Origin of the sequence: Pseudolysinimonas sp. (genome assembly GCF_039912695.1) — a bacterium.
GTDB lineage: Bacteria > Actinomycetota > Actinomycetes > Actinomycetales > Microbacteriaceae > Pseudolysinimonas_A.
In genome coordinates this window covers 34,213-58,899 of the sequence record NZ_JBDSPJ010000014.1, presented here as the reverse complement: position 1 = coordinate 58,899, position 24,687 = coordinate 34,213, and the positions used below count along the sequence as shown (strand labels likewise).

Here is a 24,687-nt window from a genome sequence, read left to right as displayed (position 1 = left end):
GGCGGCAGGGCGTAACCTTCGGGCAACAGGGTCACCGCGGCTCTCAAGAACGAGAAGAGACTCCATGGCCGAGAAATCCGCACGTAAGAACAGCCCCAAGACCGCGGCTGCGAAGACGCTGAAAGAGAAGCGCGTCGCGAAGAACGACAAGAAGGCATCGGGCGCTCGGGATGCCTCCCAGGACGCGATCACGAAGGCCACCAAGAAGAACTGAGTACCTCCCGATATCGGCGGTCATTCCTAGGCTGCCGGTATGAACGTTCTGCTGATCCCCGGCTTCTGGCTCGACGCGACCGCATGGGATGACGTCGTGCCCTCGTCGAGAAGGGCCACGGGTACACCGCCGAGCTGCGCAAGGTGAAGCACTACGAGATCGTTGACTTACCCACCGGGCACTGGCCGATGTTCACGAAGCCGACCGAAACTGCGGCAGCGATCGTCGCCGCCCTTCCTGCGGCCTGACCTACTTGGTCGGCCCTGAACTACTTCGTCGGCCCTGAACTACTTGGTCGGCTTGGGAGCACTCTCGTCGCCGGGAAGTTCGCCGGCAGCGCGCTTGGCTGCGTAGTACGCGCGCGCCTCGTCCTGACGTTCCTTCTCGGCACCGGTCGCAATGGGCGCCCGAAGGTGCTCGGGCGCGAGCTCGAACGCGTCGACCAGGTCGACAGCGTGTGCCCGCAAGCGGGGGAGCAGTCGGTCGTCGATGTAGTCGGTGATCGCGGTCGCTCGCGCGGTCGACAGACGACCGTTGATGAGATACCAGGCGAGGTGCTTCTCGATCAGCGAAAAGCCGAACAAATCGCGGAGCCAGGTGAGAACGGTCTTGGTGCCCGAGTCGGTGGCCTGCCCGAGACCGTCAGTGAAGGCCTCCCACTGCAGAAGCTCGGCGTGCGCGTAGGCAGCCTCGATGAGTTCGTTCTGGTTCGAGTTGAACAGCGCCGCCGCATCCTCTGGCGAGAGCGAGCCGACGCCCTTCAGGCGGCCCGCGATCGAGGCGACCATGGTGTGCACCCGATCGGTGAGCAGTTGACGCTGCGCCGCTGCGCCCCGCACGTAGCCGATCGAACGCGCGCGGGAGCCGAAATCGACAATGCTCTGCGCGAGCGAACGGATGCCGGAGCGGTTGAGAGCCACCTCACCGACCTGCATCGCGACGAGGCCAGCGATCGCGGCAGCATCCGCGTTCTTGAAGCCTTTCGCGTAGTCGGCGAGCAGACGCTTGGCGACGAGCTGCAGCAGCACGTTGTTATCGCCCTCGAAGGTCGCGTAGATGTCGAGGTCGCTGCGCAGTTGGGTGAACCGGTTCTCGGCCAGGAACCCGGCACCGCCACACGCTTCGCGGCACTCCTGCAGGATGTCGAGAGCCGACCAGCTCGAGAACGGCTTCAAGGAAGCGGCAAGCGTTTCCAGATCTTGGCGGTCGGCATCCGTTGCCTTCTGCCCGCTGAACACCGCATGAAACTGTTCGAGCAGACGCTCGTGCGCGAACGACATCGCGTACGTCGTCGCGAGCCGGGTGATCAGTCGGCGCTGGTGACGCTGGTAGTCGAGCAGCACGATCTCGTCGCCGCCGCGGGTGTCAGAGAACTGTCGGCGCTCGGTCGCGTACTTGATCGCGATCGTGAGGCCGACCTTGCTCGCCACGACTGCCGCGCCGTCGAGCGAAACCCGACCCTGAACGAGGGTGCCGATCATCGTGAAGAAGCGACGGCCCGACGAGGCGATGGGCGAGCTGTAGACCCCGTTCTCGTCGACGTCGCCGTACTTGTTCAGCAGGTTGGTACGCGGCACGCGCACACCACTGAAGTGCAGCCGACCGTTATCGATACCGTTGAGGCCGCCCTTGAGTCCGTCGTCGTCGCCGCCGATTCCGGGCAGGAAGTCCCGACCGTCGCGGATCGGCACGTAGAGCGCGTGCACGCCGTGGTTGATCCCGCCGACGATCAACTGGGCGAAGACCACGGCGGCTTGACCGTCGAGGGCGGCGTTGCCGAGGTAGTCCTTCCAGGCGGCACGAAATGGGGTGTCGATGACGAACTCATCGGTGCCTGCGTCGTAGGTCGCCGTCGTACCGATGCTCGAGACATCCGACCCGTGGCCGGTTTCGGTCATCGCGAACGCACCCGGAACAGCGAGACTCATCGCGCCGGGCAGGAACTGATCGTGGTGCCGGTCGGTGCCCAGGTGCATGATTGCGGCAGCAAAGAGACCCCACTGCACACCCGACTTGATCTGCAGAGACGGGTCGGCGATGACGAGTTCTTCGAACTGCGCGAGGTTACCGCCGTGGTCGTCAAGGCCCCCGAACTTCACCGGGAACGCCCGGTGCACGCTGCGCTCCTCGACGAGGCGCTTCAACTGCCCGAAAACGCGAGTGCGGTGCTCATCCATCGGCTGGCCGGGGATGCGCTGAAACTCCTCACGGCCGGCGAGTTCGCGGGACCGACGACGCACATCCGCCCAGCGACCCATCAGGGTCTGCCCGAGCGCGGTCACGTCAATGCGCGCGCCGTCGCTCTTGTCAGCAGCGGTGGTGAGGTCCACGAGATCCGTCATGCCAACACGGTACGTCGACCGCGTGAATGTGCGCTGAATCGTCGTCGAGGGCTACCAAACCGACCCGAGACCGGTCGGGGCACGTTGTAGAGGCTCTACAACTCCTTGGCGCAGGGTTCGGCTCGGATCTACAGCCGCCGAATCAGAGCGTGGCTGCCGAGAAGGTGTCGCAGGAGGCGACGCCCTTCGTGTACCCGGTCTGGAACCAGCGCTGCCGCTCCTCGCTCGAGCCGTGCGTCCAGGTCTCGGGATTCACGCTGCCGCTGCCCAGGGTCTCTTGGATGTGGTCGTCCCCGACGGCTGCCGCAGCGTTGAGCGCGTCAGCGATCTCGGCGTCAGTGGGCTTCTTGAGGAACGGCACGCCGTTCGCGTCCGGCGTAGAACTCACTCCGTCCACCCAGGCGCCGGCGTAGCAGTCGGCCTGAAGTTCGAGCCGAACGCTGTCGGACGTCGCGCCGGTGTCTTGCAGATTGAGGTTGTTCATCTGACCCGTGATGTTCTGGATGTGGTGCCCCCACTCGTGCGCGACGACGTACAGCTGGGCGAGCGGCCCGCCTGACGCGCCGAACTGCGTCTGCAGTTCGTTGTAGAAAGAGGTGTCGATGTAGACCTTTTGGTCGGGCGGGCAGTAGAACGGGCCGACGGCGTTCGAGGCGGTGCCACATCCGGTGTCGGTCTGGCCGTCGTAGATGACCAGCTGCGGCTGGGTGTAGCCATCGACCTGGGTCAACCAGTAGGCGTCAAGCGAGGTCGCGGCAGCCTTCATCCGGCAGTCGATGTTGTTGTTCGCCTGGGCGCCGGTTTTGCATTGGTCGAGGTCACCGCTCTGATCGGTGGATGTCTCGGTGCCGCTGCCGCCGCCGAGAAGTGGGGCGAGGCCGGTGAGGTCAAAACCGGTGAGTTGAGAGACGATCACCAGCGCGACGACGACGAGGCCGCCACCGCCACCGGCGATCGCCGCGTTCCGGCCGCGCTTGCTGACGCGGCCGCCCTCGATGTTGGCGTCGTCGTTGAAAGTCATGCGATAACGCTACCCCGGGCCCTGGCTGCGCGGACGCGCAGGATGAGCGCGAGGACGGCCGCGGCAATCGACAGAACGGCGATGATGAGAGCCGCGGCCAACAGCGCGCCAAATTCGGAAACCGAGCGCGTGAGGTCGGTTTCGGCAGTGGCCAACTTCGCTTGCGCCTGATCAAGTCTCGCCTTCGCGGCCGCCTCATTCGGGGTGCCCTTGGCCCCCGTCGCAGCGTCATAGGCGACTTGCTCGTTCTGGGTCGCCGTGGTGTACGCGCTCGACACCATCGCTGACCGACCGACCGCAGCCGCGCCCAACCCAATCGCAACGACCAGCAGGATGATCGCCGCGAGAGCCCAGCCACGAACCGCCCGAGTCGGGGGTTGCCACACCATCTTGGTCATGACGTGACGCTATCGCGCACCGCTCGGCTCACGCAGCTGCCTCTTCCGCAGCCACAACTTCGAGCACACCCTCGCCATACGACTCGAGTTTTTTCTCACCGACTCCGCTGATGCTGCCCAGTTGCTCGAGCGACGTCGGTTTCGTGACGGCGATGCCGCGCAGGGTCGCGTCCCCGAACACGATGTACGCCGGAACACCTTGGTCACGCGCGACCCCGGCCCGCCACTCGCGCAATCTCTCGAACAGGCCACGCGCAGCATCCGGTAGCTCCACCCCGGCCCGTTGCTTCGACGCCCGCGCCGGCCTCGCGGTCTCCCGCCTGAGCATCACGCGAACCGAGCCGTCGAGCACTCCGGCCGCCGCATCCGCGATGACGAGGGTGCCGTAGCCGTCGGCGCTGACGGCCAGGAACCCCTGCGCCAACAGTTGCCGCACGACGCCGCGCCACTCCTGGTCGCCGAGGTCGGTGCCGATGCCGAAGGTCTTCAGTTCGTCGTGCTTGTTCTGGCGCACGCGTTCAGTCGTCTTGCCGAGCAGGATGTCGATCAGCTGCCCGGCACCGAACCGCTGGTTGCGCTCGCGCTGAAGTCGCACGACCGTCGACAGCAGTTTCTGCGCGGGAACCGTGCCGTCCCACGACTCGGGCGGCGACAGGCAGGTGTCGCAGTTGCCGCACGGCTGGGTCTCCTGCCCGAAGTAGCCGAGCATCTGAACCCGTCGGCAGCTCACCGTCTCGCAGAGGCCGAGCATCGCGTCGAGGTGCTGGGTCGCGCGACGCTTGTGGGCGGGATCCCCCTCGCCGTCGTCGATCATGCGACGTTGCTGCACGACATCCTGAAGTCCGTACGCCAACCACGCGGTCGACGGCAGGCCGTCGCGGCCTGCGCGCCCGGTCTCCTGGTAGTAGCCCTCGACGCTTTTGGGCAGGTCGAGGTGCGCGACGAACCGCACATCGGGCTTGTCGATCCCCATTCCGAACGCGATCGTCGCGACCATCACGATCCCGTCTTCACGCAGGAACCGCGACTGGTTGCGCGCGCGCACCTTAGGGTCGAGACCCGCGTGATACGGCAGGGCCGGGATGCCCTCCGCCACGAGTGCGTCGGCGGTCTTTTCGACGCTCGCCCGCGATAGGCAGTAGACGATGCCCGCGTCGCCGGCGTGCTCGCTGCGCAGGAGCGACATCAACTGACCCAGCGGCTGATTCTTCGGGTCGATGCGGTACTGGATGTTGGGCCGGTCGAACGACGCGACGAACCATTCCGCGTCACGCAGCTCCAACCGCGCGGCGATCTCTTGCCGGGTGACCTCGGTCGCCGTCGCGGTGAGGGCGATGCGCGGCACGTCGGGCCACCGCTCGTGCAGCATCGAGAGGCCGAGGTAGTCGGGCCGAAAGTCATGCCCCCACTGCGACACGCAGTGGGCCTCGTCAATTGCGAACAGAGCGATCGGGATGCGGTCGAGCAACGCGATCGTCTGCCCGACTTTGAGCCGTTCGGGTGCCAGGTAGAGCAGATCCACCTCGCCCGCGAGCACCGCCGACTCAACACGGTGACGCTCGGCAGCATCTTGGGTCGAGTTGAGGAACTCGGCACGCACACCGACAGCGGAGAGAGCATCCACCTGGTCTTGCATCAGGGCGATGAGCGGCGAGATCACGACGCCTGTCCCGGGGCGCACGAGAGCCGGGATCTGGTAGCACAGCGACTTGCCGCCACCGGTCGGCATCAGCACCAGGGCATCCCCGCCCGCGATCAGCCGGTCGACGATCTTCGCCTGCTCACCGCGGAAGTCGGCATACCCAAAGACCCGGCGCAGGATGTCGAGGGGCGACTCAGGGCTCGAGCCAGCCGCCGCAGTGGTCGCAGGAGCCGTCATGCGCTCACCCTACGACGCAGGGCAGACGGGCTGCCGCGCCCCGACTGTTGTCGTGGACAGAGCGCCGTTGTCGTGGACAGAGCGGGGGCGCTTTCGCGCCCCCGCTTCGATTCGTGACCCGCTTAGATCAGTCCCTGGGCGGTCAGCCACGCCTTGGCAACATCCGCTGCCGTCGGGTGGTCGGCCCCGGCGAGCTTGCCGTTGAGGTCAAGCAGCACATCGGTCGTGATTTTCGCCGACACCGAGTCGAGCAGCTTCGCGAGATCGTCGGTGAGGACGTCTTTGTTCAGCAGCGGAATGATGTTCTGAGCCGCAAACAGGTTCTTGTCGTCATTCAAGACGACGAGCTTGTTCGCCGCGATCGACGGGGTCGTCGTGTAGATGTCAGCGACCTGGATGTTGCCGGCGAGCAGGTCGGCGAGCGTTCCCGGTCCGCCGTAGTCGTCGATCGCCTTGAAGGCCCAGTTTCCGAAACCGTAGGTGTTGTTCAGTCCGGCGCGCCACCGCGGCTCGAACTCGGTGTTGGCGCCGAGGGTGATGTTCGACGCCAGCGGGGTGAGGTCACCGATCGAGGTCAGGTGGTTCGTCGCGGCGTACTCCGAAGTGACGACCAGGGCGTCCGAGTCCTCGCCCGGCGCCGCGGCGGTCACCGCGAGCCCGAGCGACTCGAGCGCGGCAGGGAGCGCCGCCTCAACATCCGCCGGGCTGGTCGCCATGGCTTTCGGGTCGGCGTACACCAACGCGTTGCCGGAGTAGTCCGGGATGAGGTCAATCGACCCGTCCTTGAGCGCCGCGATGAAGGTCTCGCGCGAGCCGATCCCCTTCTCGTAGGTCACGTCGTAGCCCTTGGCCGCGAGTACCTGGCCATAGATCTGGGCGAGCAATTCACTCTCGGGGAATGCCTGATTGCCGATGGTGATGGCACCGGCAGTGCTGCTTCCTGAGCCGGCGGCGAGCGGGTCACCGGCGGTGCAGCCGGCGAGAACGACCACCGCGCCGAGCCCGAGGGCGAGCGCGCCAACGCGGGCGCGCGTCTTGGTGCGTGAAAACATCTTGAGTCATCCTTCCGTGACGGGTGTCCGGGTGGCATCGGGCGACCGGGTCGGCCGCCGTGCTGTCATGCCGGTGCTGCTGGTGGTGCGCGTCGCGCCGCGGGACACCCCACGCGGCACAACGAGTTTCTGCACGACGGCGAGAATGCCGTCGACGAGCAGTGCGAGAGCGGCGACCAGGATCGCGCCCACCACAGCGCGCGTGTAGTCGCGCAACTGGATGCCCTCGATGAGATAGCGACCCAGGCCCCCCTGGGCGACGTAGGCGGCAATCGTCGCCGTCGCGATGACCTGCAGGGTCGCCGACCGAAGGCCGCCGACCAGAAGCGGCAGGGCGAGGGGAAGTTCGACCCGCGTAAGAATCTGCCACTCGGTCATGCCCATCGCTCGCGCGGAATCGACCGTTTCGCGATCGACCGCCTCGACGCCGGAGTAGGCGCCGGCCAGAAGCGGGGGAACCGCGAGCACCGCGAGCACCGCAATGACCGGGGTGAGGCTGAGTCCGGCGCCGAAGTTGATGCCGATCAGCACGAACAGGATGAGCACACCGAAGGTCGGCAACGCACGCGCGGCCCCGGTGAGCGCGATCACGGCCGAGCGTCCGCGACCGGTGTGACCGATCAGCAACCCGAGCGGCACGGCAAGTACGAGCGCGATCAGGATGCTGACCACCGTGATCCCCAGGTGCGCCAGGAGACGGGCACCGATTCCGGCATCCCCCAGCCAGTTCGTCGGGTCAAAGATGAACGCGAACGCGCTGAGAAGGAAGTTCATGCGCCCACCCAGTTTCGTTGGGGCGTGCGGAGGGCCGCGGTGCCAACCAACTTGCGGCGGTTCCACGGCATGAGGATGCGTCCGGCGATCACCAGAACGGTGTCGAACACGAGGGCGAGCAGCACCGTGAACACGATCCCGATGACAATTTCGTCGATGAAGTACTGCTGATAGCCGTTGGTGAAGAGGTAGCCGAGCCCGCCGCTACCGATCAGCGACGCCACGCTCAGCAAGGACACGGTGCTGACCGCCACGACCCGAAGGTTTGCGAGCAGGACCGGGCCGGCGAGGGGAAACTGCACGGTCCAGAATCGAGACACCGACGAGAAGCCCTGCGCGGACGCCGACTCAAGCACGTCACCCGAGACGCTTCCGAAGGCGTCGATCGTGCCGCGCAGCATCATCGCGATCGCGTAGATCGTGAGCGCGACAACCACATTGGTCTCGTCAAGAATCTTGGTGCCCAAGATCACGGGCAGCACCACGAAGAGCGCCAGCGACGGGATCGTGTAGAGGATGCCGAAGCCGGTGAGCAGGATGCCGCGGGCGGCGCCGGAGCGCGACGCGAGCCAGCCGAGGGGAATCGAGGCTGCGAAACCGACGAGGATCGGGATGCCGCAGAGCCGGGCGTGATCCGCCGTCAGCCCCAGGACCAGACCCAGGTTGTTCCACAGCCAGAGCATCAGGCGTCCCCCGCCTGATCCGTCTTGTTCGAAATGCTTCGAGAACGCGGACTGGCGTCGGCGATCGAGAGCTTGCCACCCGGTGCCGCGATAACGCCGACCGGGTAGCCCCCGGCATCCACGAGCACACGGTCGTCACCCTGACCGGCGCGGGTACTCACCGTGAGGCGCCGCTTGCCGCGATCCGAGCCGACGAACGACGCGACGAAATCGTCGGCCGGGTGGGCCAAGATCTCTTCGGGCGTTCCCTGCTGCACGATGTGTCCCCCGGTGCCGAGAATGACGACCTGGTCGCCGAGCAGAAACGCCTCGTCGATGTCGTGGGTGACGAAGACGATCGTCGTCTCCGTCTCGCGTTGGATGCGCAGTACCTCCTGCTGAAGGTCGGAGCGCACGATCGGGTCGACGGCACCGAACGGCTCGTCCATCAGAAGGATGTTCGGGTCGACCGCGAGAGCGCGCGCAACCCCGACGCGCTGCTGCTGGCCCCCCGAGAGCTCGGCCGGGAAGCGTCGGGCGAACGAACGGTCGAGGCCAACGACATCCATCAGGTGCAGGGCGCGCTCGCGAGCCGCCGGGGTCGCGGTGCCGTTCAGTCGTGGGACGGTCGCGATGTTGTCGACGACGCGGCGGTGGGGCAGCAGGCCAGAACTCTGCATCACGTACCCGATGCTGCGGCGCAGCGCGACGGCCGCCACGGTCTGCACGTCGACCCCGTCAATCTCGACGACGCCGCTGGTCGGATCGACCATGCGGTTGATCATGCGCAGGAGAGTCGTCTTACCCGATCCACTCGAGCCGACCAGGACTGTGACCTTGCGGGCCGGAATCTGGAGCGAGAAGTGCTCGACGGCGAGATCGGCTCCGTAGCGCTTTGAGACGTCGCGGAACTCGATCAATCCCCAACCCCTTTCGCGCAGCTATGCAGCATTTCAACTATTCGGCGACGTTGCGCATTCCGGATTGCCAGAATGCCACTCGCCGGTGACATCCCGCCGGGGCCACAGCCGGTTGTCAGCGTTTCGTCATTTCCGAGCTAATCGGAGATTGAGGGGGAATGCCGAGGGTTGACAGGGCGTTTCAGACCGTATGCCTACTGCAACGCTCAACGGAACTGTGATCGCCGAAGCTGCGGAAGACGACGTGCTCCACATTGAGGGCAACGTCTACTTTCCGCCCTCATCGGTGAAGGCGGAGTTCTTGACGACCTCCCCGACGCCGTACACCTGCCCGTGGAAGGGCGAGTGCCAGTACTTCACCGTGACGGTCGACGGCCAGGCGCTGCCCGACCGCGCGTGGTCATACCCGCATCCGTACCCCACCGCGTTCGACCGGGTCGGTAAGGACTTCAGCAACTACGTGGCGTTCTGGAAAGAAGTACAGGTCTCCTAGGTGCGAACCGCTTCTCGTTGAGGCACAGGTCGTAGCGGGGGCGGCGACATCCGTAGGCTGCCCCCATGCTGACTGCGCTTGCGATCGAGGGCTATCGCTCCATTCGCGAGCTGGTCGTGCCGCTCGCCCCGCTCACCGTGGTTACGGGTGCGAACGGCAGCGGAAAGTCGAGCCTCTACCGTTCGCTCCGGCTCCTCGCCGCGGCCGGACGCGATGGCGCGATTTCCGCGCTCGCCCGCGAAGGCGGACTGCCATCCACCCTCTGGGCAGGTCCCGAGAGCGGCGCTCCGAAGAGCGGGCCGACTCAGGGCACGGTGCGGAAGGGTCCGGTCGCGCTTCGGCTGGGTTTCTCATCGGATTCCGACGGCTTCGGGTACGCGATCGACCTGGGGTTACCGATCCCCCAGGGTGCTCCGCCGACGATGTTCGGCCGCGATCCGGTGATCAAGGCCGAGAGCCTGTGGAGTGGGCCGGTGCTGCGCCCCGCGTCTGTCCTCACCGAGCGCCGCGGAGCCGTCGTGCGCGTTCGCGGCGACGACGGCTGGCGAATCCTCGACCGACCGCTCGCACCCTGGGAGAGCATGCTTGCCGAATTCGGGGATCCGGACGCGACGCCCGAGCTACTGGGGTTGCGGGCGGAACTGCGCGACTGGCGGTTCTATGACGCGGTGCGGACGGATGCCGCCGCCCCCGCCCGACAGGCACCGATCGGGACCCGCACGCCGATCCTCGCGTCTGACGGGTCCGACCTCGCGGCAGCCCTCCGCACGATCGACGAGCAGGGGCATTCCCCGATACTCGCCGCAGCGATCGACCGCGCACTGCCCGGCAGCCGGCTAGAGATCGACGATCGTGGCGGTCGTTTCCACCTGCAGCTCCGTCAGCCGGGTCTTCTGCGACCGCTCGAGGCCGCGGAGTTATCCGACGGCACACTGCGCTACCTGGTCTGGGTCGCGGCGCTGCTCAGCACGCGGCCGGCCACCTTCTTGGCACTCAACGAGCCGGAGACGAGCCTGCATCCCAGCGTCGTCGGCGCGCTCGCGGAATTGCTCGTGACGGCATCCGAGCGATCGCAGCTCGTCGTCGTGTCGCACTCGGTTGCGCTCGTGACAGCACTAGAGGATGCCGGTGCCACCATTCATCACCTGGAAAAGGTGGCCGGAGAGACCAAACTCCACGGACAGGGGTCTCTCGACGCCCCGCCGTGGAGTTGGCCTTCGCGTTAGTTCAGCCCGCGAGCGCAGCGATCTCGGCTGAACCCGGGACGACCGAGATCCACTCGGCGGTGATCTCGGCGCGGGCGAGCAGGTCTTCCGTCTTGCGACGACGGCTGCGCGGCACGAGGGTCACGACGGTGCCCGACTTGCCGGCCCGGCCGGTGCGGCCCGAACGGTGCAGATACGCCTTGTACTCGTCAGGAGCGTCGGCCTGGATGACCAGTTCGATGTCGTCAACGTGGATACCGCGGGCGGCAACGTCGGTCGCAACCAGCACCGTGACCCGGCCACTCGTGAACTTCTCGAGGGCGCGCGTACGACGGGACTGGTTGAGGTCGCCGTGGATGCTCTCGGCGCGGATCCCCGCGTCATCCAGCAGTTCGGCGAGCTGCTCGGCAAACGCACGCGTGCGCGCGAAAACGAGCTTCTTACCCGGCCCTGCGGCGAGTTCGATGAGCACGTCTTGCTTGTCGCGCTGGTCGAGCAGGAACGCCACGTGGCGAATGTCCGACGACGCCTGGTCTTCGCCGGCGATCTCATAGACGGCCGGGTCGACGAGGAACTCCTCGACGAGCGACGCAACACCCGAGTCGAGGGTGGCCGAGTACAGCAGCTTCTGGCCGCCTTCTGAAGTGCGCTGCAGCAGTTCACGCACCGGCTCGAGGAATCCGAGCTCGCACATGTGGTCGGCCTCGTCGAGCACCGTCACGACGATCTGCGACAGGTCGAGCCGACCCTGGGTGACCAGGTCGCCGATGCGACCGGGGGTGCCGATCACGATGTCGACACCGCGCGAGAGCGCGCCGGTCTGGCGGGCATAGGGAACACCGCCGTAGATCTGCGTGGTGAACAGCCCGACGCTCTGGGCGAGAGGCTGAATCGTGCGGTCGATCTGCAACGCGAGTTCGCGAGTCGGGGCGAGGATCAGTGCACGCGGGGCGCGGCCCGGCCTGCGGCGATCTGTCGCACCCTTCTGCGCCTGCAGCAGACGCTCGACAAGCGGAGCACCGAAGGCGATCGTCTTGCCGGAGCCGGTGCGGCCACGGCCGAGTACGTCGCGACCTTCGAGGACGGCAGGAATCGTCGCGGCCTGGATCGGGAACGGCGTATCCGCGCCGAGCTCGGAGAGGGCGCGCACGATGTTCTGGCCGAGGCCGAGCTCACCGAAGCCGGTGCCGGTCACATCTGTGACATCGACGGCCTTCGCCTCGAGGCGGGCCAACACGACGTCATCTTGGTGGTGCGCCGGACGCTGCTCGCGGTCACGGTCGAACGAACGCGGGGCCCGGTCACGCGACGACGAGTCGTCGCTACGGTCAAATGAGCGGGCCGGACGGTCGGAGCGGTCAAACGTGCGGGCCGGACGGTCGGAGCGATCGAATGAACGCGGAGCGCGCTCGTCACGGTCAGACGAACGGGCCGGACGATCGGTGCGGGGCGCGTACGCCGGACGCTCGGTGCGCGGCGCGTACGCCGGACGCTCCGTGCGGGGCGCATAACCTTCGCGCGCCGGACGCTCGGTACCCGGACGCTCGGTACGAGGTGCGTAGGCCGGACGCTCGGTACGAGGTGCATAACCTTCGCGAGCGGGACGCTCGGTACGGGGTGCATAGCCCTCGGTGCGGGGCGCGTAGCCGCCTTCGCGCGGGGCGCGATCGGTGCGGGGGGCGTAACCCTCGCGAGCCGGACGCTCGGTGCGCGGCGCGTAGCCGCGGTCGTCGCGGGCCGGACGATCGGTGCGGGGCGCATAACCTTCGCGGGCCGGACGATCCGTGCGGGGAGCGTAACCCTCGCGAGCCGGACGTTCGGTACGGGCCGCGTAGCCGCCCTCGCGGGGGGCGCGGTCGGGTCGAGCGACGTAGCCGTCCGACTTCGTACGCGGCTCCCAGTTGGGTCGGGTGTCGCGACCGCGCTCGACGTTGTCGCGACGCTCGCCGGCATCCGCCGAACGCTCGCGGACCGGCTTGGAGGCGGTACCGCCGCGCGGACGCATCGCGGGGTGACCCTGCGCTGCACGCTGCTCGGTGCTCCAGCGCGCCTTCTTGGCGCCGGGGGCTCCGGTCTTGTTGGAGGTTGAGCGCGCTGACGCGCTCTTCTTGGGTGTGGGCATGACTGTGTCTTCCGTTTGCTCTGTTCAGCGTGCGGCGCGCGCCGAAAAGCACACGCCGAGAACCCGGGCATACGTAGACCGGGGCCGTTATCCTGAGGAGTTCCTCGCCCATCGACTGATGTGACGATCCGGCCCGCTCGACGCAACAGTGAAGCTCGCGGAAAGACCGCGTGTCGAGAGCCGACCTACCGACGATACCCGAGTTCGGTCATTTGCGAAAGAGCAAGGTCAGGATGCGGCCTTGGCTGCGCGGCGCGCATCCCGACGCTCCTTGGCACCCTCGACGAGCGTGTACAGCGACGGCAACACGACGAGCGTCAACAGTGTCGACGAGACGAGTCCGCCGATCACGACGATCGCGAGCGGCTGGGAGATGAACCCGCCGTGCCCGGTCAATCCGATCGCCATCGGGATGAGGGCGAAGATCGTTGCGAGCGCGGTCATCAGAATCGGCCGCAGACGTCGGGCGGCGCCGTGAATCACCGCTTCGGGCACCGTCATCCCTCGCGCCCGGTATTGGTTAACGAGGTCGATCAGCACGATCGCGTTGGTGACCACGATGCCGACCAGCATCAACACACCGATGATCGAGGGCACCCCGAGCGGGATGCCGGAGGCGAGCTGCAGCAGGATCGCGCCGGTCGCCGCGAACGGTACCGAAACGAGAAGCAGCAACGGCTGCCGCAGGCTGCGGAACGTCGCGACCATGACCGTGTAGACGATCAGGATGGCGGCGAGCAGCGCGAGTCCGAGCTGCGAGAACGCCGACGCCTGATCGGCCGTGACGCCGCCGAGCTTCGCGGTGACACCTCCCGGCAGGGTCATCCCGTCGAGGGCCTTCTGCAGGTCGGCCGACGCGGTGCCGATGTCTTGGCTGTTCGGGGTGACCGTGATCGTCGCGGCGCGAACGCCACGGATCGTGGAGATGCTCGACGGACCCTCGACCTGTTCAACGGTCGCGAGGTCGGAGAGCGGTACCAGACCCGTGCGGGTGGGGATCTTGAAGTCCTGCAGCTCCTGCAACGACAAGGGGGCGCGCGGGTCGGCGATGTAGACCTGCAGCGTCGCGTTGCCGACGATGACCGAACCGATCGGTGCCGGCAGCATCGAGTTGGCGACGATGCCGCCGATCGCGGCCTCGCTCAACCCCGCGGCCGCCGCCTTCTCGCGGTCGACCTGGATCGCGATGTAGGGCAGTTTCTGCGAGAGGTCACTCTCGGCCTGCTGGGTAAGGTCAAGCGCCTTCACGGCGTCGAGGATGTCGGAGGTCGACGAAATCAGAGTCGCTTGATCAGGCGCCTCGATGTCGATCTTGATGTCGCTCGACGCGAAGCCGCCGCCTGAGCCGCTGCCGATCGCGACCTCACCGGCCTGCGCCGGATCGAGGGCGTCGAGCTTGGCGCTGACGGTGGCTTTGAGCGCGTCCTGGTTGACTGCGGGGTCCGTCGTGATCGAGAACCTCGTGTTGCCGCCGCCGCCGAGCAGGGCGGCGAACGAGTTGCCGCCTGAGCCGATCGAGACCTGCACAGTGTCGATGCCGTCGACGCCGTCTAGGGCGTTTTCAACGACCTTGGCGGCAGCATCCCGCGCCGTGAGGCTCGACCCGGCCGGAAGCGATTGAGTGACATTGAGCGTGTTCTGACCGCTGTTCCCAATGAAGTTGGTCGGCAGCCTCGTCGCGAGCCAACCGCTGCCCGCCAGCACCACGAGCGCGGCGATGATGACGACAGCCGGAACCTTGAGCGTCCACCGGATGATCGGCAGGTACGCACGCTGCAGCAGCGTCGGGTGAGCGAGTTCATCCTTTTCGGGCATCGCTTCACGTGATCCCGCGGCGGGTGCTTTGAGGAACCAGTAGGCGAGCACCGGCACGATCGTCAGGGCCACGAAGAGCGAAGCAGCCAGGGCGATCGTGATGGTCAGGGCGAACGGGCGAAAGAGCTCGCCCGTGATGTCGGTCACCAGCGCGAGGGGCAGGAAGACCGCGACGGTCGTGATTGTGGATGCGGTGACCGCGGTCGCGACCTCGCGCACGGCGGTCTTGATGGCATCCATCTTCGCTTCACCGAGCCCGAGGTGGCGCTTGATATTTTCGATGACGACGATCGAGTCGTCGACGACGCGACCGATCGCGATGGTCAGAGCACCGAGGGTCAGCACGTTGAGGGAGTAGCCGGAGGCCAGCATCCCGATGAAGGTCAGCAGCACCGAGACCGGGATGCTGATCGCGGTCACGATCGTCGAGCGGATCGAGAACAGGAAGACGAAGATCACGATCACCGCGAACAGCAGCCCCAGTCCGCCTTCGGTCGCGAGCGAGTTGATCGACTGCTCGATGAACGGCGCCTGGTCGAACACCACGGTGAACTTCGTGTTCGACCCGAGGGCATCCTGAAGTTCGGGGAGAGCATTGGTGACGGCGTGCGAAACGTCGACGGTGTTGCCGCTCGGGGTCTTCGTAATCGAGATGGTGAGCGCCGGCTTGCCGTCGACCCGCGAGATGCCGGTCACCGGGTTGTCGGTCGTCGTCACCTCCGCGAGGTCGCCGATCGTTGCCTGCACGCGTCCGCCCAAGAGGGGAAGAGCCGCCACATCGTCGGCGGTGGCAAGTTTCACGCCGGCTTGCACGACCAGGGTCTGATCGCCCTCGGTGATGGTGCCCTCGGGCAGCAGCACGCCGTTCGCCGACAGGGCGTCGCGAATCGACTGCGAGCTGAAGCCCTCCGCGGCGAGCTTGTCGACATCCGGCGTGATGGTGATGCGCTGGCCGGTCGAGCCGAGCACGCTCGCGTCGCGGACCCCAGGAAGCTTGGTCAGGTCGCCGACGGTCGTCTGATCGAGCCGGGTCGAGAGTTCATCCTGGGAGAGGTCACTCGTGACGGCGATGACGATCACCGGGAAGTCGGCGATCGATCCGGTGATGACCTGCGGGTCAACGCCATCCGGAAGTCCCTGGATGCGGTTGATCGCGAGCTGCACCTTCTGCTCGACGGTCGTCAGATCGGTACCGTAGACGAAGGATGCGGAAACGTTCGAGAGGGATGCTGTCGACGTCGCCGAGGTGGAGTCGATGCCGGGAACCGACTGGAGTGCGGCTTCGATCGGCGTCGAGAGGTCGTGCTCGACGACATCCGGGCTCGCGCCGGGGTACTGGGTGATGACAGCGAGCTGGGGCAGCGTGACCGACGGGAACAGCTCCTGCTTCAGCGTGCTGAGCGCGACACCACCGAACAGGGCAACGACGAGAGTAAGCAGGGCGATGAGTGCGCGGTTGCGCAGACTGAACACCGACAACAGATGCACGACGGACTCTCCTCTAGAGATGCTGTGGGATGCACGCCGTCGTGCACTCGCGTCAGTATCCCAACCGCACTCGGCATCCGGATACTCCCGAGGGATGAAACCAGCTGACAGAACGCTGAGAACCCCGGGGATCTACATGACCTGCGCGTACTCCCCGTCGGGGAGGCTGAGCGGCGATCGCGCGACACTGCGCCAGGTGGCCGCGAGCGCCTCGACGCCGCGATCGATGACGTCGGGCGGATAGGTGAACGGGATGCGCAGGAAGCGTTCAAAGAGACCGTCAACCCCGAAGCGCGACCCGGCTGCGATCACCAGACCGTGGCTGCGGGCGGCCAACGCGACCTGGGATGAGATCGGGAGACCGATGTTGACCCAGGCGGCGATCCCGCCCGTGACATGCGGCATCCGCCACTCCGGGATGGCTTCGGCCAGGCGTTTCGCGAGGTGGTCCCGGCTGGCACGCAGATAGACCCGACGGTCGGCGAGGATGCGATCCAACTCCGGGAGCAGCTCGACCAGGATCAGCTGCTCGAAGACCGGGGTACCGAGGTCAGTCGCGAAGCGGCGACGCGCGACGCGCTGGATGAGTTCGCGGTCGGCGCGCATCCATCCCACCCGGAGACCGCCCCACACCGATTTGCCGAGCGAGCCGAGCATCACGGCACGGCCCAGCGTCGCGAACGGCGGTAACGGCGTTTGGCCGTCGAGTTCCAACCCGCCGATGGTTTCGTCGATCAGGAGAGTCGTGCCCTGCTCGGCCGCCAGTGCGACCACCTGCTCACGCAGCGCGAGGGGCATCGTGGCGCCGGTCGGGTTGTGACTGTCGGGCATGAGGTACGCCAGCACGGGGCTGGTGCGTTGAAAGGACTGCTCGAGCACGGCGACATCCCACCCGTCCTCCGCGGTGACCGGAACAGTCGAGAGGCGTGCCCCCGCCGCTCGCAGCGCCTCAACGGCGTGCGGGTAGCTGGGCGACTCGACGATGGCGCGGTCACCGCGCGAGAGCAGGGTGTTGGCGAGCAGCGCGATCCCGTGTTGCGCTCCGACGGTGATGAGGATCTCGTCGGCATCGGTTGGAAGTCCGCGGGCGGTGTAGCGGTCGGCGAGCGCCTGCCGCGCAACCCTGAGCCCGAGCACGTCGAATCCCGACTCGCCGAGGAACGACGAGAGGTGCGACATCGCACGCTGGGCAGCGTCGGCGACAGCAGGATGCGCGGGCAACACCGCCTTACTGAAGTCGAGCTGGTCGACGGCCAGGACGTCGTGCTGGTACCCGCCCCGTGAGGGGAGCCGGGCGACGCTGCCCGAACCGCGCACACTGTCGAGATACCCGCCGTCGCGCAGGTCGGCGTAGGCCGCCGAGACCGTCGTTCGACTGAGCTGCAGCTGGGCTGCGAGCTCGCGCTCGGCCGGCAGACGAGCACCCAGCGCCAAGCGGCCGTCGAGAATGAGCAACCGGATGCGATCAGCGAGCGCTCCGTAGGCCGGGCCGCTCACGTGATCGCGCCAACCGAGGATGAGTGCCGCGAGTGCGCGGGCCGACACAGAGGTCATGGAAGCACCGTGATCATGCAAGCACCGTGGTCATACAAGCCACGCTAGCCGAATTGGTCTCTTGCTCCAAGTCCACTTTTCGATTGAATAGAGCCATGTCCGCTCCACTTTCCGCGTCTCACCTCGTGTGGACCCGTCGGATCGCCCAACTACTGGTAGGGCTTGCGCTCTACGGCCTCGCATTGGCCCTCATGTTGCGTGCCGGTATTGGCGTCGCACCCTGGGATGTTCTTGCCCAGGGAATCACCCGGCAGACCGGACTCCCGTTCGGGCTCGTCGTCAACATCGTCGGAGCCGCGGTGCTCCTGCTCTGGATCCCGATCCGCCAGCGCCCGGGTGTCGGGACCATCGCCAACGTGCTGCTCATCGGACCGAGCGCGCAGCTCGGGCTCGCGTTCATCCCGCAGCAGACCGCTCCGGTCTTTCAGGTTCTGGTCTTCACGTCCGGTCTGGTCGTGCTCGCAATCGCGACCGGCCTGTACATCGGCGCCCGCTTCGGGCCCGGTCCGCGCGACGGGCTGATGACCGGCGTTCACAAACGCACCGGATGGCCGATCTGGATCGTGCGCACCGGCATCGAACTCAGCGTGTTGGTGGTCGGCTTCCTGCTGGGCGGTCAGGTCGGGATCGGAACCCTCGCCTTCGCGCTCCTCGTTGGGCCGATGGTGAACATCACCCTGCCACTGCTGCGTGTTCCGGGCGGGCCGGCGCCTGTTGTGGAGCCCGCGACGGCATCCGATTCTCGCGATCACTCGCAGGCGCTGCCCGACCGGCTCGAGCGCGAGCGAGCGAACCGAAAGATGGTCCGCTCGCCCGGCTCGGCGACTGACTGGGCGCTGCGCTAGAGGTTGCGCTCGGCGTAGACCTTCATCGCGTCACGCACGAATCCCGCTCCAGCCTCGCCTCCGTAGTTCTTCGCGAAGCGCCGGTCGGCGACGTACATCTCGCCGAGCCCGACGAAGTAGTCCTTCGTCGGGCCGGCGGCATCCTCGGGAACACCGGGAATGCCGCGCAACCACTCGTACTGCCGGGCAGCGAGGGCCTGTGCTTCGTCGCTCGCCGGGTCGATGTTGCGGCCGCCAGCATCCACCCAGTCCGCCATGAGGCTGACTGAGTCGTCTTGGAAGTCGACCTTCTGGGCGGCCGACATCCCGCGCCACCAGGCCTCGGACGCGTCGGACGCGTCCCTGCCCCAACGCTCCTCGACCTCCGCGCGGTAGTGCGTCTGGTCAAAGCCATCGAACATGTTTTCTGCCATCGGTTTCTCACCTCCTTTCAGGGTGTTGATGGTGGATTCGACGCTGGCGATCTGCCGGTCGATGCGACCCTGCTCCTCGCGGAGCCAGGTCAGGTGGACGCCCAGGGCGTGCACGTCGTCGCGTTCACCCGTCATCACCTCTGCGATCGTCGGGATGCCGAGGCCGAGCTCGCGCAGCAGCAACACCCGTTGCAGGCGCACGAGCACGTCGGCGTCGTAGTACCGGTACCCGTTGTCGCCGATCCGACTTGGCGGCACCAGCCCCCTCTCGTCGTAGTGACGCAACGCGCGGCTCGTAGTGCCGGCGAGTTTGGCGATGTCTTGAATGCTCCACTCCATGCCTTCGACCCTAGAAGTTGACGCAGCGTCAATGTCAAGCCCGAAGCTTGCGCGATGTCCACTCGCGATATATCGTGACTTTCGACACACGCGATATATCGCGAGAGAGGCCGGAAAATGTCCCAGCAGAAATGGCTCGTCGATGGGCCCAAGACGATCGAGGTTGACGGCATCCGTGGTCTGCGCATCGGGATGATCGCCGGCCAGGTGGATGTCCTGGCGCACGACGAGCCGGTCGTGCGGATCGAAGTGCATGCCGTGAGCGGCAAAGACATCCGCATCACCGCCGACGGCGAGAACCTCGAGATCGATCACGCCCAGATCTCCTGGGAGAACTGGCTCGACGTCTTTCGCAACCTGCGTCCCGGCGCCGCGCGCGCCGACGTGAGCGTTCTTGTTCCGCGCGACATCGCCCTCAAACTCGGCGTCGTGAGCGCGAGCGCCCTCGTGACAGGCCTGCGGCACGATGCCAGCCTCAGCACGGTGAGTGGCGACATCGTCGCCGACGGAATCACGGGCGACCTTCAACTGAACTCCGTGAGCGGCGACCTGACGGTGCGCAATCACGACGGCAGAGTCGTCGCACATACGGTGAGCGGCGACACCACCGCGAGCGGGAAGATTCTCAGCTACACCAGCGACACCGTGAGCGGGGAAGTCTTCCTCGACTTGGTCGGCGTGCCCGACTCGGTCAAGGTGAATACGGTCAGCGGCAACGTGACGGCTCGCCTGGAGCCCGAGGTCGCGACCGGCTACACCATCAGCACAGTTGCTGGAAAGCTACAGCTCGATGACTCCTCGATCCGCGGGGTACGCGGGCGGTTCACCGGCAAGTTCGGCATGCTCGACGGTCAGTGGGTCGACTTCAAAGCCAACACGGTGAGCGGCGACGTCAGTGTCTTGCACGGCGGCGTTTCGCACGGCGGCGTTTCGCACGACGGCGTTTCGCACGACGCCAACTCCCCCACCGTGACCGCGACGGTACCGACGGCCGAGACCCCGGCGTGAGCCCCGCAGTCTTCGCGCACGGGCACCTGCGGCTGTACCTTCTGCAACTCCTCGATGCGCAGCCGATGCACGGCTACGAGATCATCCAGGCGCTGAGCGATCGGTCGGGCGGCACGTACTCACCCAGCGCCGGAACGATCTACCCGCGGCTCGGAAAGCTAGAAGAAGAGGGTCTGGTCACCAAGCAGGCGGACGGCCGTAAGACCATATACGCGATCACGGATGCTGGCCGCGCCGAACTCGTCGAACGTGAACCGGAACTCCCGGGAATCGAAACCGAATTCACCGACTCGGTGCGACGGCTTGCCGACGAGGTGCGCGCCTCGGTGAATGACGCGATGCGCACCTTGCGGGCCGACCTCGCGGCGGCGGCGCGGGAAGCGCGTAGCGAAGCGACGACGGCCGGGCGCACGACGATCTTTGTCGACCCGCGCAGTGAAGCGCGGGTTCGTCTTCATGAGGCCGAGAGCGCGATCACCGAGTTCCGGGCTGACATCCGGGCCGACCTGCGGGCCGAGGTCGCTGACGGTCATCTCCCGTATGAGACCGTTCGCATCCTCAGTGACGGTCTTCGCGACCTTCGCAAGCAGATCGTCGCGAGTCTGCGCGCTTAGCCGGCGAAGCCGAGAGGGATGTAGACATCCTGAACTCGGTCGGCGGCTGCCGTGTGGTCGTTGCGCGTGTAGAGGGCGCAGGCGACGGCACGGCAATCAACTTTGCCGTCGGAGGTTGCGGGAACCTCGAGGTACGCGGTGAACGACCCTGAGTCGTGGTCATCAAAGGAGCGGGCGCCGAACATTTTCCATGCCCAGTCATCGTTGATCCAGTTGCTCGGCGCGAACTGGATGGTCCCCGCGGGAACTTGCACCGGATCCTGATTCGGCACACCGCCGAGGCACGGACCCGGTTTCACCGACGAGTTCGTCGGGATCGCGCAGATCGCCACGTAGATTCCGCGCGACGGGTCGTACCCGGTGCCGCTCACGACGAACTGGTCGCCGGGCACCAGAGCTGACGTGTCGACAGCGCCGCCCGGCTCGACCGAGTGGATGCTGATCGATCGTTCGCGACCGTCGTCACCTTTCGCCGTCGCCTGGGGCGGCCACTGCTCGGTCGAGGGCTGCTGGTGCGAACTGCCTTGATCGACGTGGGTGAGGATCGGAACCGCGATCACCGCGACGGCAGCCAGGATGAGCGCCAGGACCGCGCCCCCGATCCAGGGCCACCGGCGGCGGCGTGGCCGTTTCACCGCAGGATCATGTGTCACTGCTTGATCATAAGCACTTGAAAAGCCGCCCCGTGGAGTAACGTGACGCCGTGCCTGACCAGGAGCCTCCCCCGGACCGCAGCGACGGTTCAGGTGACGGAACCCGCGTCGCCAAACGCTGGCTGATCGGCCAACCTCTCCCCTCCGAGAAACTCGAGGGGCAGTTGCTGCCCAAGCACCTCGCGCTGCCGATCTTCGCGAGCGACCCGCTGTCGTCGGTCGCGTACGCACCGCAAGAGCTGCTGATGATCCTGCTGATCGGTGGATTCGGCTTTCTCGCCTACGGCCCGTGGGTCGCGTCGGGCGTTGTAGTGCTCCTCATCGTCGTCGTGCTTTCCTACCGACAATTGGTCAAGGCCTACCCGAGCGGGGGCGGCGACTACGAGGTCGCGCGCAAGAACCTCGGCGAAAAGGCCGGCCTCATCGTCGCGGCCGCGCTCCTCGTTGACTACGTCATGACGGTCGCCGTGTCGGTCGCGTCCGGGGTCGACAACATCATCTCGGCCCTCACCTTCCTCGACCCGTACCGGGTGTGGCTCGCGATCGGGTTCGTCGTGATCCTCGCAGCGGTCAATCTGCGCGGCGTGCGCGAATCGAGTAACGCCTTCGCCCTGCCGACCTACCTGTTCATCGGGTCAATCGCGATCATGATCATCGTCGCGCTGGTGCGCACCTTCCTCGGCGATGCCCCCGTCGCGGAAAGTGTCGGCATCGAGGCTCACGGCACGAGCCTCGCCCAATCGGCTTTCGTGTTGCTGCTTCTTCGCGCTTTCGCGAGTGGATGCGCGGCCCTCACCGGTGTCGAAGCGATCGCCAACGGCGTGCAGGCTTTCCGTCGCCCGAAGATCAGGAACGCCCAACAGACGCTGATGATCATGGGCGGCACCGCCATCCTGCTGTTCTCGGGACTCGTCGCTGTCGCCCTGATCACCGGCGTGCGCTACCTCGACTGCACCGATGCGCTGCACGCCGCTGCGGTGCAGTGCACGACCGACCCGCAGCGCAGCATGGTCGCGCAAATCGCTTCCGCGACCTTCGGCAATCAATCCCTGCCGTTCTTCATCGTGCAAGCGACGACCGCCGCGGTGCTGTTGCTCGCCGCGAACACAGCGTTCAACGGCTTCCCGCTGCTGGGCTCCGTGCTCGCCGCCGACAAGTACGCTCCCAAGTCGCTGTCGACCCGCGGTGATCGCCTCATCTTCAGCAACGGCGTGATCGCCCTGTCGATCACCGCGATCGCCATCCTCGCGGTGTTCCAAGCCGACCTGACGTCACTGATCCAGCTCTACATCATCGGCGTTTTCGTCTCATTCACCCTCGGCCAGACCGGCATGGTGCGCCACTGGATCCGGCTGATCCGCAATGGCGCGGGCGGCACCGGCGCGATCGTGCGCAGCCTCATCATCAACCTCATCGGCGCGACGATGACCTTCAGCGTTCTGGTCATTGTCACGATCACCAAGTTCACCCACGGCGCGTGGATCGTCTTCGTCGTGATGCCGATTCTGTGGTTCCTGATGCTCGGGGTCAACCGCTATTACCGGGATGTCGACCGCGAAATTTCTGTGGACGCCGAGACCACCTTTGGCGCAACCGGCGACCATGCCATCGTGCTCGTGAGCCGCCTGCAGAAGCCGGTTCTCAAGGCACTCGACTACGCGATCGCGGCGAACCACGACTCAATCGAAGCCGTGCACATCGCGATCGACGACGACGCCGCCGATCGACTGGACCTGGACTGGGCGTCGCACAACATCAAGGTGCCGCTGCACATCTTGCAGTCGCCCTATCGCGACATCAGCGCACCCCTGATCAAGTACCTGAAGGCGCGGCGCGAGAAACACGGCTCCGAAGTCATCACGATCTACACGCCCCAGTTCATCGTCGGGCACTGGTGGGAAAACGTGCTGCACAACCACAAGGCCCGCCGCATCCGACACAAACTGATGCTCGTGCACGGCGTCGTGATCGCCCTCGTTCCCTGGCTTTTGGATTCCTCCGACATGATCTACGGTCGACGCTCGCGCCCGCTCCCCGGTCAGGATCGCCGCGGTGAGCCCGTGCGCCCTCGACCGATCAAGCGCGAGGTCAAGCGCGGCGGCCCCACGAAGCCGCCTCCGGCCACGTGAGTCTGATCGCCGTCCTGATCGGCGGAGCAATCGGCACCGGGTTGCGCCTGCTGGTCGACACCCTGTTGCCGCACGGCGGAACCGCGTTCCCCATCGGGACGCTGATCGTCAACGTCGTCGGGTCGTTCCTGTTGGCCGTCCTCGTCGCGCGGGTGTGGCCTGTGGCGCCGGGCTGGGTACGCGCCGGGCTTGGGCCGGGGTTGCTCGGCTCCTTCACGACCTTCTCAGCGCTCGCCGTGTCGACCGTCGAGCTGACCGTCGAAGGGGTCGGCGCGACGGCGGTGCTCTACGTCGCCGCATCGATCGTCGTGGGCCTCGCGGCCGCAGGGCTCGGCCTCCGACTTGGCGCACCGGCGGCCGCTGCGCCACCCCCGATGGGGATCGACGAATGACGCCGCTGCTGGTGGTGCTCGTGGTGCTGGCGGGAGCGGCCGGATCAGCGGCCCGCTACCTCGTCGGCCGCGCCGGCGCCCGGGCGTCGTGGCCGTGGCCCGTTCTGCTCGTCAACGTGGTCGGGTCGCTGGTGGCCGGCCTCGCGATCCACACTGACCTGGCACTGGTCGCCGTGACCGGGTTCGCCGGCGGGCTGACGACGTTCAGCACCCTGAGCGTCGAGACCGTGCAAATGTTCCTGACCCAGCGCTGGCGCTCAGCGGTCGTGAGCATCTCCGCCAACCTGGCGCTCGGCCTCGCCGCCGCCGCCATCGGGTGGATGCTCGGTCTCGCCCTGTTCGGCTGAGTTCCCGC

Annotated in this window: 22 protein-coding genes; 9 read left to right on the top strand and 13 right to left on the bottom strand. The window is 66.6% G+C overall.

Annotated elements, in window-relative coordinates; genetic code table 11:
* Positions 1–64: 64 nt before the first annotated feature.
* Positions 65–214 carry a hypothetical protein gene (locus ABIR17_RS05335; protein WP_348003335.1) on the top strand — a complete coding sequence of 50 codons (150 nt, stop codon included), beginning with the start codon at positions 65–67 and terminating at the stop codon, positions 212–214.
* 287 nt (positions 215–501) lie between these two features.
* Here the strand turns inward: ABIR17_RS05335 and ABIR17_RS05330 are convergent, their stop codons facing one another.
* The 8 genes from ABIR17_RS05330 to ABIR17_RS05295 all read right to left on the bottom strand — a co-directional run bounded on the left by ABIR17_RS05330 (position 502) and on the right by ABIR17_RS05295 (position 9,262).
* A complete protein-coding gene (locus ABIR17_RS05330) occupies positions 502–2,556 on the bottom strand; it encodes an acyl-CoA dehydrogenase (protein ID WP_348003334.1) in 2,055 nt (684 codons plus the stop codon).
* Between the two features lie 142 nt (positions 2,557–2,698).
* Positions 2,699–3,577, bottom strand: coding sequence for a neutral zinc metallopeptidase (locus ABIR17_RS05325; RefSeq protein WP_348003333.1), 879 nt, complete (start codon positions 3,575–3,577; stop codon positions 2,699–2,701).
* Positions 3,574–3,975: a hypothetical protein gene (locus ABIR17_RS05320; protein WP_348003332.1), complete on the bottom strand. Its 402-nt coding sequence runs from the start codon at positions 3,973–3,975 to the stop codon at positions 3,574–3,576. The genes ABIR17_RS05325 and ABIR17_RS05320 overlap by 4 nt, the downstream gene beginning before the upstream one ends.
* Positions 3,976–4,003: 28 nt before the next feature.
* Positions 4,004–5,854, bottom strand: coding sequence for a DNA helicase RecQ (gene recQ / locus ABIR17_RS05315; RefSeq protein ID WP_348003331.1), 1,851 nt, complete (start codon positions 5,852–5,854; stop codon positions 4,004–4,006).
* A 122-nt stretch (positions 5,855–5,976) separates the two neighbouring features.
* Positions 5,977–6,906: an ABC transporter substrate-binding protein gene (locus tag ABIR17_RS05310; protein WP_348003330.1), complete on the bottom strand. Its 930-nt coding sequence runs from the start codon at positions 6,904–6,906 to the stop codon at positions 5,977–5,979.
* Between the two features lie 6 nt (positions 6,907–6,912).
* Positions 6,913–7,680 carry an ABC transporter permease gene (locus ABIR17_RS05305; RefSeq protein WP_348003329.1) on the bottom strand — a complete coding sequence of 256 codons (768 nt, stop codon included), beginning with the start codon at positions 7,678–7,680 and terminating at the stop codon, positions 6,913–6,915.
* A complete protein-coding gene (locus ABIR17_RS05300) occupies positions 7,677–8,363 on the bottom strand; it encodes an ABC transporter permease (RefSeq protein ID WP_348003328.1) in 687 nt (228 codons plus the stop codon). The genes ABIR17_RS05305 and ABIR17_RS05300 overlap by 4 nt, the downstream gene beginning before the upstream one ends.
* Positions 8,363–9,262: an ABC transporter ATP-binding protein gene (locus ABIR17_RS05295; protein ID WP_348003327.1), complete on the bottom strand. Its 900-nt coding sequence runs from the start codon at positions 9,260–9,262 to the stop codon at positions 8,363–8,365. Before ABIR17_RS05295 ends, ABIR17_RS05300 begins: the two co-directional genes overlap by 1 nt.
* A 190-nt stretch (positions 9,263–9,452) precedes the next feature.
* On the opposite strand from ABIR17_RS05295, the gene ABIR17_RS05290 reads away from it, so the two are divergent.
* A complete protein-coding gene (locus ABIR17_RS05290) occupies positions 9,453–9,755 on the top strand; it encodes a DUF427 domain-containing protein (protein WP_348003326.1) in 303 nt (100 codons plus the stop codon).
* Positions 9,756–9,820: 65 nt separating this feature from the next.
* On the top strand, positions 9,821–10,981 hold the full coding sequence (locus ABIR17_RS05285) for an AAA family ATPase (protein ID WP_348003325.1): 1,161 nt from the start codon (positions 9,821–9,823) through the stop codon (positions 10,979–10,981).
* A gap of 1 nt (position 10,982) precedes the next feature.
* Here the strand turns inward: ABIR17_RS05285 and ABIR17_RS05280 are convergent, their stop codons facing one another.
* From ABIR17_RS05280 to ABIR17_RS05270, 3 genes are all read right to left on the bottom strand, one after another.
* Positions 10,983–13,082, bottom strand: a complete 2,100-nt coding sequence (locus ABIR17_RS05280) for a DEAD/DEAH box helicase (RefSeq protein ID WP_348003324.1) — start codon at positions 13,080–13,082, stop codon at positions 10,983–10,985.
* Positions 13,083–13,310: 228 nt separating this feature from the next.
* On the bottom strand, positions 13,311–16,385 hold the full coding sequence (locus tag ABIR17_RS05275) for an efflux RND transporter permease subunit (protein WP_348003323.1): 3,075 nt from the start codon (positions 16,383–16,385) through the stop codon (positions 13,311–13,313).
* A 132-nt stretch (positions 16,386–16,517) separates the two neighbouring features.
* Positions 16,518–17,939 (bottom strand): PLP-dependent aminotransferase family protein, encoded by a 1,422-nt coding sequence (locus ABIR17_RS05270; RefSeq protein WP_348003322.1) that lies wholly within the window; start codon positions 17,937–17,939, stop codon positions 16,518–16,520.
* A gap of 95 nt (positions 17,940–18,034) precedes the next feature.
* Between ABIR17_RS05270 and ABIR17_RS05265 the strand changes: the two genes are divergently transcribed.
* Positions 18,035–18,784 (top strand): hypothetical protein, encoded by a 750-nt coding sequence (locus tag ABIR17_RS05265; RefSeq protein WP_348003321.1) that lies wholly within the window; start codon positions 18,035–18,037, stop codon positions 18,782–18,784.
* Here the strand turns inward: ABIR17_RS05265 and ABIR17_RS05260 are convergent.
* On the bottom strand, positions 18,781–19,536 hold the full coding sequence (locus tag ABIR17_RS05260) for a MerR family transcriptional regulator (RefSeq protein WP_348003320.1): 756 nt from the start codon (positions 19,534–19,536) through the stop codon (positions 18,781–18,783). The two genes, ABIR17_RS05265 and ABIR17_RS05260, sit on opposite strands and share 4 nt — an antisense overlap.
* Positions 19,537–19,653: 117 nt before the next feature.
* Between ABIR17_RS05260 and ABIR17_RS05255 the strand changes: the two genes are divergently transcribed.
* Entirely contained in the window at positions 19,654–20,544 is an 891-nt protein-coding gene (locus tag ABIR17_RS05255; protein WP_348003319.1) for a DUF4097 family beta strand repeat-containing protein, read from the top strand.
* On the top strand, positions 20,541–21,158 hold the full coding sequence (locus ABIR17_RS05250; RefSeq protein ID WP_348003318.1) for a PadR family transcriptional regulator: 618 nt from the start codon (positions 20,541–20,543) through the stop codon (positions 21,156–21,158). The genes ABIR17_RS05255 and ABIR17_RS05250 overlap by 4 nt, the downstream gene beginning before the upstream one ends.
* Here ABIR17_RS05250 and ABIR17_RS05245 read toward each other — a convergent pair.
* Complete coding sequence (locus ABIR17_RS05245; RefSeq protein WP_348003317.1) at positions 21,155–21,793, bottom strand: hypothetical protein; 639 nt, start codon at positions 21,791–21,793, stop codon at positions 21,155–21,157. The genes ABIR17_RS05250 and ABIR17_RS05245 overlap by 4 nt on opposite strands.
* A 140-nt stretch (positions 21,794–21,933) precedes the next feature.
* Between ABIR17_RS05245 and ABIR17_RS05240 the strand changes: the two genes are divergently transcribed.
* Genes ABIR17_RS05240 through ABIR17_RS05230 form a run of 3 tightly spaced genes read left to right on the top strand, consistent with a single transcriptional unit; the run spans position 21,934 to position 24,679 of the window.
* The gene (locus ABIR17_RS05240; RefSeq protein ID WP_348003464.1) at positions 21,934–23,940 is read left to right on the top strand and encodes an APC family permease; all 2,007 of its coding nucleotides are present in this window, start codon (positions 21,934–21,936) and stop codon (positions 23,938–23,940) included.
* Positions 23,937–24,332, top strand: coding sequence for a CrcB family protein (locus ABIR17_RS05235; RefSeq protein WP_348003316.1), 396 nt, complete (start codon positions 23,937–23,939; stop codon positions 24,330–24,332). Before ABIR17_RS05240 ends, ABIR17_RS05235 begins: the two co-directional genes overlap by 4 nt.
* Positions 24,329–24,679, top strand: a complete 351-nt coding sequence (locus tag ABIR17_RS05230) for a CrcB family protein (protein ID WP_348003315.1) — start codon at positions 24,329–24,331, stop codon at positions 24,677–24,679. The genes ABIR17_RS05235 and ABIR17_RS05230 overlap by 4 nt, the downstream gene beginning before the upstream one ends.
* Positions 24,680–24,687: the final 8 nt, after the last annotated feature.